This window comes from Streptomyces sp. NPDC006326 (genome assembly GCF_040612915.1).
In the GTDB taxonomy this organism is placed as follows: Bacteria; Actinomycetota; Actinomycetes; order Streptomycetales; family Streptomycetaceae; genus Streptomyces.
Genome location: NZ_JBEXRC010000002.1, coordinates 71,396 through 83,240 on the forward strand (window position 1 = coordinate 71,396; position 11,845 = coordinate 83,240).

General features: G+C 73.2%; 9 protein-coding genes, 1 tRNA gene, 1 other RNA gene and 1 pseudogene. 3 read left to right on the forward strand and 9 right to left on the reverse strand.

The annotated features are described in order from the left end of the window. Positions 1–73: 73 nt before the first annotated feature. From ABZ128_RS01990 to ffs, 5 genes are all read right to left on the reverse strand, one after another. The gene (locus ABZ128_RS01990) at positions 74–1,549 is read right to left on the reverse strand and encodes a N,N-dimethylformamidase beta subunit family domain-containing protein (protein WP_356845519.1); all 1,476 of its coding nucleotides are present in this window, start codon (positions 1,547–1,549) and stop codon (positions 74–76) included. A 197-nt stretch (positions 1,550–1,746) separates the two neighbouring features. Beyond that, complete coding sequence (locus ABZ128_RS01995; protein WP_356845520.1) at positions 1,747–3,384, reverse strand: hypothetical protein; 1,638 nt, start codon at positions 3,382–3,384, stop codon at positions 1,747–1,749. A gap of 288 nt (positions 3,385–3,672) precedes the next feature. Next, positions 3,673–4,926, reverse strand: coding sequence for a phosphoribosylamine--glycine ligase (gene purD, locus ABZ128_RS02000; RefSeq protein ID WP_356845521.1), 1,254 nt, complete (start codon positions 4,924–4,926; stop codon positions 3,673–3,675). 60 nt (positions 4,927–4,986) lie between these two features. Beyond that, positions 4,987–7,206 carry a DNA polymerase III subunit gamma and tau gene (locus ABZ128_RS02005; protein WP_356845522.1) on the reverse strand — a complete coding sequence of 740 codons (2,220 nt, stop codon included), beginning with the start codon at positions 7,204–7,206 and terminating at the stop codon, positions 4,987–4,989. Positions 7,207–7,267: 61 nt separating this feature from the next. Beyond that, positions 7,268–7,362, reverse strand: an RNA gene (gene ffs / locus ABZ128_RS02010) — signal recognition particle sRNA small type. 119 nt (positions 7,363–7,481) lie between these two features. Here ffs and ABZ128_RS02015 point away from each other — a divergent pair. Together ABZ128_RS02015 and ABZ128_RS02020 are read left to right on the forward strand one after the other, a co-directional pair. Further along, positions 7,482–7,569: transfer RNA gene (locus ABZ128_RS02015), tRNA-Ser, on the forward strand. Positions 7,570–7,698: 129 nt separating this feature from the next. Continuing rightward, positions 7,699–7,872 (forward strand): annotated as a pseudogene (locus ABZ128_RS02020) (VapC toxin family PIN domain ribonuclease); the annotation flags it as partial. A gap of 30 nt (positions 7,873–7,902) precedes the next feature. Here the strand turns inward: ABZ128_RS02020 and ABZ128_RS02025 are convergent. The 3 genes from ABZ128_RS02025 to ABZ128_RS02035 all read right to left on the reverse strand — a co-directional run bounded on the left by ABZ128_RS02025 (position 7,903) and on the right by ABZ128_RS02035 (position 9,603). Further along, positions 7,903–8,670: a hypothetical protein gene (locus ABZ128_RS02025; protein ID WP_356845523.1), complete on the reverse strand. Its 768-nt coding sequence runs from the start codon at positions 8,668–8,670 to the stop codon at positions 7,903–7,905. Positions 8,671–8,820: 150 nt separating this feature from the next. Continuing rightward, a complete protein-coding gene (locus tag ABZ128_RS02030; RefSeq protein ID WP_356845524.1) occupies positions 8,821–9,240 on the reverse strand; it encodes a TOBE domain-containing protein in 420 nt (139 codons plus the stop codon). Positions 9,241–9,411: 171 nt separating this feature from the next. After that, positions 9,412–9,603, reverse strand: coding sequence for a DUF1059 domain-containing protein (locus ABZ128_RS02035; RefSeq protein ID WP_356845709.1), 192 nt, complete (start codon positions 9,601–9,603; stop codon positions 9,412–9,414). Positions 9,604–10,002: 399 nt separating this feature from the next. Here ABZ128_RS02035 and ABZ128_RS02040 point away from each other — a divergent pair, with 399 nt between their 5' ends. Then, the gene (locus ABZ128_RS02040) at positions 10,003–10,920 is read left to right on the forward strand and encodes a helix-turn-helix domain-containing protein (RefSeq protein ID WP_356845525.1); all 918 of its coding nucleotides are present in this window, start codon (positions 10,003–10,005) and stop codon (positions 10,918–10,920) included. A 13-nt stretch (positions 10,921–10,933) separates the two neighbouring features. On the opposite strand, the gene ABZ128_RS02045 is transcribed toward ABZ128_RS02040, so the two are convergent. Next, positions 10,934–11,752 carry a VOC family protein gene (locus tag ABZ128_RS02045; protein ID WP_356845526.1) on the reverse strand — a complete coding sequence of 273 codons (819 nt, stop codon included), beginning with the start codon at positions 11,750–11,752 and terminating at the stop codon, positions 10,934–10,936. Between the last annotated feature and the right edge of the window lie 93 nt (positions 11,753–11,845).

The following is an 11,845-nucleotide window of genomic DNA, read 5'->3' on the forward strand; positions in this document are numbered from 1 at the left end:
GGTCTCCCTGTGGTTCTGTACGAGCGCAGCCCCATTGTCCCGTACCGGGCGGGGTGCGGCCCTGCCGGGGGCCTCAGTCGCGCTTGCAGATCCGGTCGAGGAGGTTGGCGGTGGCCCGCTGGACCCGTTCGTCGACGTGGCCCGGCCGGTCCAGGGCCGGTGACCAGGCGAAGGTGCCCGATGCGAAGACCAGGGCGCCGCTCGGGGCCCGGTAGAGCGAGGTCTCCTGGTGCCGCTTGGCGCCCTCGGTGTCGAGGTACGGGGAGTGCGCGAGCAGGATCCGGTCCTGGTGCTCGGGGAGCTGGATGCGGGGGAAGTACCGGTCGGCCTCCCCGGCGACCAGGCCCGGGAGCTCGTCGTTCTCGGCGGCGCCGGTGGAGTCCCAGAGCCAGTGCGTGGCATTGCGCACGATCAGCGGCGCGGGCTCGGGGACCCGGCCCGCGTACTGGATGCCGAGCAGCTGCTGCTCCGGGCGGTCCACCTCGCGCCACAGGCTGGGGCGGCCGGGGCCGCGGCGTTTTCGGCAGGTCAGGAGCCGGTCCTCGATGCCCGAGGGGGACGGCGCGAGCTCGACCTGCCAGTACATGGTGTTGGCGGAGAGGAAGACGAGCGAGGTGCCGTGGTCGCGGGCGCGCTCGACGGTGCGGCGCATGGGGGCGGACCAGTACTCGTCGTGGCCGGGGAAGACCAGGCCGCGGTAGCGGGCCGGGTCGACGCGGCCCGCGTGCAGGTCGCGCGCGTCGGCGTAGGCGAGGTCGTAGCCGTAGCGCTCGGCCCAGCGGATGAAGTCGTAGGCGTGCCCGACGTGCAGGGGCAGGCCGGCGCCCGCGTAGGGGCGGTCGAAGGACACGGTGACGGCGGCGTCCTGCTCGCCGAGCAGCCGGCCCTCCTCGTCCCAGGCGTGGTAGAGGCTCGCGCCGGTCCGGCCGTCCTCCGGGTACAGGTTGTAGGCCTGCCAGGTGATGTCGGGCAGGAGCAGGAGCAGATCGGCCGGGTGGTCGTCCCGCACGGTGAAGGGGATGTGCGAGCGGTAGCCGTCGCTGGTGGTCAGCACGGCCACGTACGCGCCGACGTTCCAGTACGAGGGGACCTGGAGCCGCCAGGACAGCCACCAGTGGTGGCAGGAGACGGTGCGGTCGGCGGTGAGCGGGGGCGGCTGGACGATGCCGGAGAGCCGGGGGCTGGTGGTGATCTTGGAGGCGCCGTCGCCGCCGTAGTGGCCGATGCGGTAGACGTCGACGGAGAACTGCTGGGGCGGGTCCACCGTGATGTGGAAGTCGATGGCCTCGCCGGGCGCGACGGCTCCGGTGGAGGAGAAGCCCTTGATCTGCCGGTGCATGTCGTCGGCGGTCCGGGGTCCGCTGCTGCTGCGGGGGCGCGGCTGGCCGGGTGCCAGGGCGGGGTCGACGTACCAGGGCACGACGTGGCCGGTGTCGTCGAAGTAGAGCTCGCTGCCGCGCAGCCACGGCAGGGGTCCTTGGCCGAAGGGGTCGTTCACCGCGTGCGCGAGCGCACCTGACTCCCACCGCCGGATCGGGTCCGCACCCATACCGTTCCCCTCCCTCGCTCCCCCGGACGCTTCTTCCCGGACCATCGCGCGGCACACTGTCGAGGACTTCGAACTGCTTCCGGTCCCAGCACATCACATAACGCGCTCAGTCCGTCACCGTTCGTCGCGAATTGGCGCTTCGCACCGCGAGGCGGGGAGCAGGGACCAGGAAGCAGCGACTGAGCGGGACGGGGGCGTCAGACCAGGCGGACCGGCTTCTCGGGGCGTACACCGAGATCGGCGAGCCAGTCGCGCAGCGGCTCGGGGTCGCCCTCCTCCACGAGGGACAGCACGTGCGGCGCCAGGTCGGTGCGGCGCTCGCCGCCGACCAGGAGGATGGGACCGTCCAGCCAGTCCAGGCCCGGATCCGCTCCCACGAAGTCCACGGCCGCGGCGCACACCATCGCCGTGACGTGGTCGGCCAGCAGGTCCCGCCCGCTCCTCGGCGGCTGCAACGGGAACAGCGGCACCGTGTCCACCCCCCGCGCCTTCGCCGTCCCGGCCCCGGCGTCCGCCGCCCCTCCCGAGGAACGTTCCTCCCGGGCCAGATCGCCGCTGAGCCGCCCGGCCAGCGCCTCCCCGGCCGCGCCGCCAGCGGGGGCCGCGAGGTAGCCGAGCACCCGGTCCAGCGTCGGCCCCGGACCCGCCGGGACGGCGAGGGCGTCCAGCGCGGCATGCAGCCGGGCCGCCTCGGCCCGCCACTTGCGGTCCACGACCTCCTCCGGATACGCCGACCACTCCACCGGCGACCAGTCCGGTCCCGCCTTGGCCGGACCGCCGTGGAACAGCCGCGCGGCCAGCAGCGAGGCGGCCTCGTCGACCGCTCCCGGCTGCTCCAGCAGATCGCACGCGGGCCGTTCGCCCAGGCGTGCGGTGAACCCGTCGGCCAGCCGGTCCCGGCGCGACAGCTCCGTCAGCGCGGAGACGACCCCGGCATCGAGGTGCGCGGGCCAGCGGCCCATCCGCCAGGCCGGCAGGGCGACCCGGGTCAGCAGCCGGTCCCAGCCCGCGTAGGCCAGGCCGACCTGCTCCTGGGCGACGATCCGCAGCCCGTAGTCCACCCCGTGCGCCCGGTCCGAGGCGGCCGCGGCCACCCCGCGCTCCATTTCGGCGGCGTCCTCCCGGCACAGCCGCAGCAGCAGCCGGGCCGGGCGGGCGATCCAGCCCAGGCCGGGTCGGCTGCCCACGTCCACGGCTGCGTCCAGCCCGCGCACGAAGCCACGGGCGTCGGCTATGTCCGGATGCGCCGAAGGTCCCGTACCGGCGACGACCGGCGCGAGCACCGCCCGCAGCTCCGCGACCCGCATCCACCACAGGAACGGCGAGCCGATCACCAGCACGGGCGCCGCACCCGGCGCGGACTCGGGCCCGGCGGCTGCGGCCATGCCGGCGGAGGCGCGGCCGCGGCCGCGGCGGTGCGCCGCGTGGGTGCGGTCCTCCAGCCAGCTGTCGCAGTCCGGGGTGAGGGCTATGGCGGAGGGCGCGGGCACGTCCATCCGGTCGGCGAGGTCGCGCACGAGCCGGTACAGGTCGGGCGCGGCGGCCTCGGTCAGCGGCACCGTCGGCGTGACGGCCGGGCGGGCGCGCAGCACCACCGCGGCGAACACGCCGCCGACGAGCAGCACGATCCCGGCGAGCACGCACACGACGAGGGTGACCACCGGCCAGGATCCACCGGTCAGCCGGCCGGTCATCCGGGCGCTCACGAGCACCACCGCGAGGGCGGCGGGCGCCACGGCGACGGCCAGGGCCCTGCTGCGGACCCGCAGCACGGCCAAGGCCCGGGAGCGCGCGGACGGCGCGCCCACTTCGACGATCGAACCGGTTCCGGACACGGCCGGACCTCACCCCCTCTGCCCTGCGGCGGTTTTGCTCACTCCCCCACTGTGACACCCGCCACTGACATCGCAATGCCGGTGGGCCAAGTGCCGGAATGCTTGCGCCGCACCCTAGTTGGGGAGCGCGCGGCAGTCAGCCGGACCGGGCGACGATCACCCGATGGAATGGCTTTGGGTAAAGGTGGCTGCGTTCGAACGCGGCCGGATGCACTCGCACGCGGACACGCGCGCGGGCCCGGTGCACACCGGGGTGTGCACCGGGCCCGCGGCGCCGGGGCCTGCTGCTCAGCGGCCTTCGGCCGCCTTGGCCGCAATGTCCGTGCGGTGCTGGGATCCGTCCAGCCTGATCCGCGAGACGGCCTTATACGCCTTCTCACGGGCCTGCGCCAGATCCGAACCGGTCGCCGTCACGGACAGCACGCGGCCGCCGGCGCTGACGACCGCGTCGCCCTCGCGCCGGGTCCCGGCGTGCAGCACGTACGCGTCCGGGCCGTCCTGCGCCGCCACCTCGTCGAGGCCCTCGATGGGGTCGCCGGTGCGCGGGGTGTCCGGGTAGTTGTGGGAGGCGATGACCACCGTGACGGCGGCGTCCTCGCGCCAGCTGAGCGGCGGCTCGGCGTCGAGGGTGCCGCGGGCGGCGTTCAGCAGCACGCTCGCGAGCGGGGTGCGCAGCCGGGCCAGGACCACCTGGGTCTCGGGGTCGCCGAAGCGGGCGTTGAACTCGATGACGCGGACGCCGCGCGAGGTGATCGCGAGGCCGGCGTAGAGCAGTCCGGAGAAGGGCGTGCCGCGGTGGCGCAGCTCGTCGACGGTCGGCTGGAGCACGGTCGCCATGACCTCGTCGACCAGCTTGGCGTCGGCCCAGGGCAGCGGCGAGTACGCGCCCATGCCGCCGGTGTTGGGTCCCTGGTCGCCGTCGAGCGCGCGCTTGAAGTCCTGCGCGGGCTGGAGCGGCAGCACGGTGACACCGTCGGTGATGGCGAAGAGGGAGACCTCGGGGCCGTCGAGGTACTCCTCGATGACGACGCGGTCGCAGCCGAGGGCGTGGGCGCGGGCCGCTTCCCGGTCCTCGGTGACCACGACGCCCTTGCCGGCCGCGAGTCCGTCGTCCTTGACCACGTACGGGGCGCCGAAGGCGTCGAGGGCCGCGTCGACCTCTTCCGCGGTGGCGCACACGTAGCTGCGGGCGGTCGGGACGCCGGCGGCGGCCATCACGTCCTTGGCGAACGCCTTGGAGCCCTCCAGCAGGGCGGCCTCGGCGGACGGGCCGAAGACGGGGATGCCGGCCGCGCGGACGGCATCGGAGACCCCGGCCACCAGCGGCGCCTCCGGGCCGACGACGACCAGGTCGACGCCGAGCTCGGTGGCGAGGCGGGCCACGGCCGCGCCGTCGAGGGCGTCGACCGGGCGCAGCTCCGCCACCTCGGCGATGCCGGCGTTGCCGGGGGCGCAGTACAGCGCGTTGACGTCGGGGTCGAGGGACAGAGAGCGGCACAGGGCGTGTTCGCGGGCGCCGCCGCCGATGACGAGGACCTTCACGCCATGCAGCCTAGCCCGCGCGACGGGATGCCCTTCGTGCGGCCACCCAATGAGACGGCCCTACTCGTTCGTGTATTCCTCTATAACGGTGGCTCCGAGCTCGCGCACGATCAGGTCGTGTCCGGTCAGGGCGCTCTCGACGAGATCGGGGTCGTCCTCCTCCGGTACGTCGTCCTCAGGGGCGACCGGCGGGGGAGCCTGCTGGACGGGCGGCTGCGGCGCGGGAGCCGCCTGATGGGACTGCTGCTGCGGCTGCGACTGCTGCGGCGCCTGGGGCGACGGCTGGGGGTGCTGCGGCGGAGCGGGAGCCTGCGGGACGGCCGGCGGACTGTACGAGGGAGCGGGCGGGGCGGCGTACGAGGAAGCCTGCGGGAGCGGCTGGCCGCCGCCTCCGACCACGGCCTCGATCTTCCAGTGGACCTGGAACTGCTCGGCCAGGACCGCCTTGAGCACGTCCTCACTGCCGCTGCTCGCGAAGTTGTCGCGGGCGCCGACGTTGGGGAAGCCGAGCTGGAGGGTCGTCCCGTCGAAGCCGGTGACCTGGGCGTTCTGGCTGAGCAGGATCCAGGTGAAGCGGCGGCGGTTCTTGACGGCCTCCAGGATCCCGGGCCACATCGCCTGCACCTGCCCGGCGCCGGCGGCCATGCCCGGGCCGCCCGCGGGAGGCGCCGCGGGGGCGGGGGCGGCCGGGGCGTGGGTCACGGCAGGCGCGGGATGCGTCGGGGCGGGGGCGCCCTGCCCGGGCGCGGCCGCGCTGGGCCAGGCCCCCCGGGCGGCGGTCCCGGAGCCGCCGCCGGCCGCCGGGGCGGAGCCCTGCGCGGCAGCCGGGGCTCCCGGCCAGGCACCGGGCGCGGGCGGGGCGCCCGCACCGGGCTGGGCGGCGCCGGGCCAGGCGCCGGGTGCGGCGGTCGGAGCAGCGGCCGCGGGAGCCGGGGCGGGAGTGGGAGCGGGGGCCGGCGTGGGCGCAGGCGCCGGGGCGGGCGCGGGCGCACTCGCCACGGGCGCGGGGTGTGCGGGCGGCGCGGACACCGGGGCCATGGCGTGCCCCTCGGGCCCGGGCACGTACCCCATCGCGGCCGGCGCGGCGGCGGCCGGGACCACGACGCCGGGAGCGACACCGCCACCGGTGCGCTCCAGCCGGTCGAGCCGGGCCTGCACGGACCGCTCGTCGTCGAAGGCGGCGGGCAGCAGCACCCGCGCGCAGATGAGCTCCAGCTGCAGCCGCGGCGAGGTGGCGCCCCGCATCTCGGTGAGCCCGGTGTTGACGAGGTCGGCGGCCCGGCTGAGCTCCGCGGCCCCGAACACCGACGCCTGGGCCTGCATCCGCTCCACCACGTCGGCGGGGGCGTCGATGAGCCCCTTCTCCCCGGCGTCGGGCACGGCGGCCAGGATCACCAGGTCCCGCAGCCGCTCCAGCAGGTCGGCGACGAACCGGCGCGGGTCGTTGCCGCCCTCGACCACCCGGTCGACGACCTCGAAGGCGGCGGCCCCGTCGCCGGCGGCGAAGGCGTCGACGACGGCGTCGAGCAGTGAACCGTCGGTGTACCCGAGCAGGGAGGTGGCCATGGCGTAGGTCACACCCTCCTCCCCGGCCCCGGCGAGCAGCTGGTCCATGACGGACATGGAGTCACGCACGGACCCGGCGCCGGCCCGGACGACGAGCGGCAGCACACCGTCCTCGACCTTGGCCCCCTCACGCCCGCAGACCTCGCCGAGGTAGTCGCGCAGCGTCCCGGGCGGCACGAGGCGGAAGGGGTAGTGGTGCGTACGGGACCGGATGGTCCCGATGACCTTCTCCGGCTCCGTGGTCGCGAAGATGAACTTGAGGTGCTCCGGAGGCTCCTCGACCACCTTCAGGAGGGCGTTGAAGCCCGCCGAGGTGACCATGTGGGCCTCGTCGATGATGTAGATCTTGTAGCGGCTGGAGGCGGGCCCGAAGAAGGCCTTCTCCCGCAGGTCACGGGCGTCGTCCACGCCACCGTGCGAGGCGGCGTCGATCTCGATCACGTCGATCGACCCGGGCCCGTTGCGCGCCAGGTCCCGGCACGACTGGCACTCCCCGCAGGGGGTGGGCGTGGGACCTTGCTCACAGTTCAGGCAGCGGGCCAGGATGCGCGCGCTGGTGGTCTTGCCGCAGCCACGCGGGCCGCTGAACAGGTACGCGTGATGGACCCGGTTGTTCCGCAGGGCCTGCATCAGGGGAACAGTGACATGCTCCTGCCCGATGACCTCGGCGAACGACTCGGGGCGGTAGCGGCGGTACAGCGCAAGGGACGACACGTCTACGAGGTTATCCGGGCCCACCGACAAAGGCGGCCCGCCGACCCCCGGCCCCGGAACGCAAGGCGCCCCCCACGCACCCGCCAGAGCCCACTTACCCTTGCTGCCTTCCGGCCCTGGGGGAGTTGGGTGAGATAGCGCCACGTGAGGGGCTGGCCCCACCCTAGCGGATGGATGCCCCCGGAATCGAGCCGGCCCCCGGCCCGATCGCCGCCCGACCCCCGCCCGGCGATCACGTTCGCGAGCACCCCTCAACGTCTTGTATTGTTTGCGGCGGAGGATTCGCCTAGTGGCCTAGGGCGCACGCTTGGAAAGCGTGTTGGGGGCAACCCCTCACGAGTTCGAATCTCGTATCCTCCGCCAGTGCCTCACCGGGCACGATGTCGAAAGGCCCCCCTGTTCGCAGGGGGGCCTTTCGCGTGTCCTCGGGCGGCGTCGTCCTGGTCTTTGTCCACAGAGCCCTTCACCGAGGGGCCCCAGACAGCTTCCGATGAAGCCCTCACCAAGCAAGGCAAGCACCGCAGCGCCGGTGCGGTGGACCTCGTCGTCGCCGCGACTGCCGAGTTGCAGGGACTCACCCTCCTGCACCGTGACCACGACTTCGAATGCATCGCCGCAGTGACCGGCCAGCCCCTCCAGTGGTACGGCCCGGAGGGCCGCAAGTAGCCGCGTAGTGGCTGCCGGGGACCAACCGATCTAGCTGATACGGGAGACGAGCTCCTCGACCTTCGCTCCGAGGATCGCATCGTCTTGATCGTCCATCCATCGCACGACAGCCACCGGCAGGCCCGGCGTCTGCAGTTCCCTGAGTCGTCGGTCGAGCTGCTGCGGGAGAGGCCGGTTCGTGACCAGCAGCAAGCCGTCGATGGGATCTCTTCGAATGCCGTTGACCGCCACGGCTGCCTCGACCTCGATGCGGAGCTGGGAGCTGGACAGCATGCTTCGCCCTGGCTTGACCCGTACCCCGATCCGGGCAGTAGGGGCCTGTACGAGGATGTCGATGCCAAGGTCCTCCGGGCCACCCACACGGCGCGTGCCGGGGTAGGCCCTCTCAAGGTGGTCGGCTACTTCGCGCTCATAGACGGAAGCAGAGACCTGGGCGACGACCGGATCGTCTGTAGACCTCGGATCGATGGCGCTCAGCACCTGCAAGGCGTGCCGAGCGTCCTGCGGTTCCTCCTGCTCGATCGTCGTTGCGAGGCTGCGCCTGCGGCGCGTCATCAGCAGCTCGTAGTCCTGATAGCGAGCGCGCGTGAGCGGGGACCCGTTGATCGCCATGATCAGAAGAACAGCACCCACCAGGAGGAGCGCGACGGAGCCCGCCTGGTTGCCGGTCGTGAAGACGGCGACAACCCCGGCTCCGGCGAGGGAACACCCCGCCAGCGATGCGCCCAAGCGCTCCCAACGGGACAAGGGCAGGGCATCCGGTTCCGGCAGCTCTGGTATTTCCTCGGCATTCGACACGCGCGGCAGCCTAGTTCGCACGCCGGCTCTCCGGCGGTCCTTCGCCATGGGCCGTGTGGAGAAGGGTCCCGCTGCTTGCAGCGGGACCCTTCTACGTTCCGGCTGCGTTCCGGGCCCTCGGGCCCGTTGCGGCGGCCTCGGCCTTCGGGATCAGGCGGTCGCCAGGGAGATCTCGGTGGACTTGATCAGCGCGACCACCGGTGACCCGGCCTCCAAGCCGAGCGCGTCCACGGCGTCCCGGGTGATCGCGGCGGTCAGGCCGCCCCCGTCGACGTCCACCTTGACGGAGGCCATGGCGGCGCCGGCGTCGATGCCCGAGACGGTGCCGCGGAGCTGGTTGCGGATGCTGATGCCCTCGACGGGGCCGGTGGCGAGGGCGACTTCGGTGGCCTTCACGAGGGCGGTGACGGCGGAGCCGTCCGCGATGCCGAGGTCCTTGACGGCGTCCTTGGTGATGGCGGCGGTGATGTCCTGGCCGCCCTCCAGACGCACTCTGACCGTGGCCATGGCCTGGCCGGCGGTGATGGCGGTGACGGTTCCGGCGAACTGGTTGCGCATGCTCAGGCTCATGAGTGGCTCGACCTCTTGCGTAGGGGTGTCCTCGCCCGGTCCCGGAGGAGGGAACGGACAAGATCGACGCTAACCAGCCCCGCCCCGGCCCGCCGACGACCCCTCGCATCCGCCGCCCGCAACCACCCGCCCGGCTGGCCCCTGCGGCTGCCGGCTGTGAGGCGGGTGGGCTCAGGCGTGCTGCGGCACCTCGGGCTTCAGCATGCCGCGCAGCGCGTCGCGGAACTCCTGGGTGTCCTGCTCACCGTGCACGGAAACGGCGTGCTGGACGGCCGCCCCCATGACTTCGTCTTCCTCACCCGTGATGGTGAGGGTGCACCCCACCTCACTGGGGTACTCCCTGCAGTCCATGACCTTGCGCATGACGCGCCTCCCGGTGTGGCGAAGGCTGCCGACGTCGCCGCCGAGGGCACCCGGCGGGAGGGCGGGGGCAGGTGCGTACAGGTTCACCCCCCACGATCCTCCGTTCGCCCCCGGGAGGAAAGCCGGGGCCGGTCGCGCGGGCGGGTCGCGAAGCACCGGGACCCGGCGCGTCACGACGCTTTTTTGTCTTTGACAAAAAAACAAGAGAAAGGACTCCAGCCCCACCCCTCCAGCCTCCCCGCAGCGCCGCTCACTCGCACGGGTGAACCGGCCCAACTCGACTGGATTTCATGCCGGTTGCCTGGCATATGCTCGCCCCGACAACCGGACATAAGGCAGCCCCCGCCGGGACGGCAATCCCGAGCGAGGGCCTGACCACGAGAAGGATCCAACTTCCCGATGGCTTTCCAGCACTCTAACGCGCGCTCGCGCGCCGCGTACGGCGTTCAACACGCCAACGTCCGGCAGACCCGCAATTTCACGGTCGTCAGCAACGACCTGATCCGGCACCCCCACCTGTCGATGAACGCGCGGGCCCTCGCCTCGTACATCCAGTCGGTGCCCCCGGGCACCCCGGTCGGCATCAAAGCCCTGGCCAGGCAGCTGCCGCTCGGCGAGACCGCGATCGGCAAGGCGCTGCGCGAGCTGGAGGCGTACGGGTACCTGAGGCGGCTCCCGGAAAAGCTTCCGGACGGGCGGATCGTCACCCGTACGGTGTTCTGCAACGCGCCGAAGGCCGCCACCCCACCTCCGCCGGAGCCGAAGCCCGCCCCGGAGCCCGCACCGGAGCCCGCAGCGGAAGCCGCCCCGGAGCCTCAGCCGGAGCCCGCAGCGGAAGCCGGGCCCGAAGCCGAACCGTCGCCCCCGCCCCCGCCCCCTGCGGCGCCCGCGGCACCGACGCTGGCGACACCACCGGCCGAGCCCCGGGCGGCCCTCCCGGCGCCCCGCAACCCGGACAACCCCGCCCGGCGGCAGCTGGCCGAGGAACTCCTGGCGGAACTGCGCCGGGTCGACCCCCGCCTCCTCCTCGGCGAACGGGACGTCCAACGCCTCGCAGGGGGCGTCGAGGCCTGGCTGGAGCGCGGCGCCACCCATCAGGCGGTGACCAGCGCCCTCGTGGCGAACCTCCCGGACCGCCCCCGCAGCCCGGCGGGCCTGGTGGCCCACCGCCTGACGGCCCAGCTCCCGCCCCTCCTGGCACCGCCGGCCCGCAGCGCGCCCTTCGTCCCGCCGGACCCCTTCCAGAGCTGCGAGAAATGCGACCGCGCCTTCCGCAGCCCGTCCCCCGGCACCTGCAACGGCTGCGCCGCCCCATGACCCCGGGGGACGGCTACGCGTCCGTCATCTTCGGCATCTCGCCCGCCGTCTTCCCCATGTCGATCACCGCGAACGCCGCCCCCTGCTGGTCCGTCAGCGCAGCGAACCGGCCGAACGGGCTGTCCATGGGCCCGAAATGGAGCGTCCCGCCGCGCGACTGCGCCTTGGCGACGGCGTCGTCGCAGTCCGCCACGGCGAAGAAGACCTGGATGTACGGAGGGATCTCCGGCGGGAACTCCTCACCCATCCGCATCCGGCCGAGCACCGGGTTCTGCGGGCCGCCGACGCTGTAGATCTTGTAGTCCATCCCGGCCGCCTCGGGGTCGTCACCGGGCTCCATGCGCTGGACGCCGTACGGGAAGACCTGCTTCAGGAACGCGTCCGCCTTGTCCGGCTCCCGGGTGAAGACCTCCGCCCACGCGTACGCGCCCGGCTCGCCGGTCTTCTCGAAGCCCCGGTGCTCGCCCGGCTGCCACACGCCGAACACCGCGCCGCTCGGCTCCTTCGCAAGCACCATCGTGCCGAAGGTGCCCACCTGCATCGGCTCCATCATCAGCTGCCCGCCCGCCGACCTGATCTTGTCGGCGGTCGCCTCGGCATCGGGCGAGGCGAAGTAGAGGCACCACTGCGAGGGGGCCTCGCCCCCCGGCATGGGCGGGACCACGGCCGCGACCGCCTTGCCGTCGGAGTAGGCCTGGGTGTAGTTGCCGTACTCGCTGCTCGCGTCGCCGAACGTCCAGCCCAGCACCTCGCCGTAGAAGCTCTTGGCGCCCTCCACGTCCTTGAACATCGCGTCCACCCAGCAGGGAGCGCCTTCGGGGAACTCAGCCATGATCGATCGACTCCTGTGTCGTCGTGCCGTTGCGTGTGTGGTGCAGGTCGCGTTCCGCGTTCTTCTCACGCTAGGCGGGCGGTGCGGCGACCG

Coding starts and splice junctions, on each gene's coding strand:
- ABZ128_RS01990 (WP_356845519.1), bottom strand. CDS start 1,549: ATGGGTGCGGACCCGATCCGGCGGTGGGAGTCAGGTGCGCTCGCGCAC.
- ABZ128_RS02040 (WP_356845525.1), top strand. CDS start 10,003: ATGGCTTTCCAGCACTCTAACGCGCGCTCGCGCGCCGCGTACGGCGTT.
- ABZ128_RS02045 (WP_356845526.1), bottom strand. CDS start 11,752: ATGGCTGAGTTCCCCGAAGGCGCTCCCTGCTGGGTGGACGCGATGTTC.
- ABZ128_RS02030 (WP_356845524.1), bottom strand. CDS start 9,240: ATGAGCCTGAGCATGCGCAACCAGTTCGCCGGAACCGTCACCGCCATC.
- ABZ128_RS02035 (WP_356845709.1), bottom strand. CDS start 9,603: ATGCGCAAGGTCATGGACTGCAGGGAGTACCCCAGTGAGGTGGGGTGC.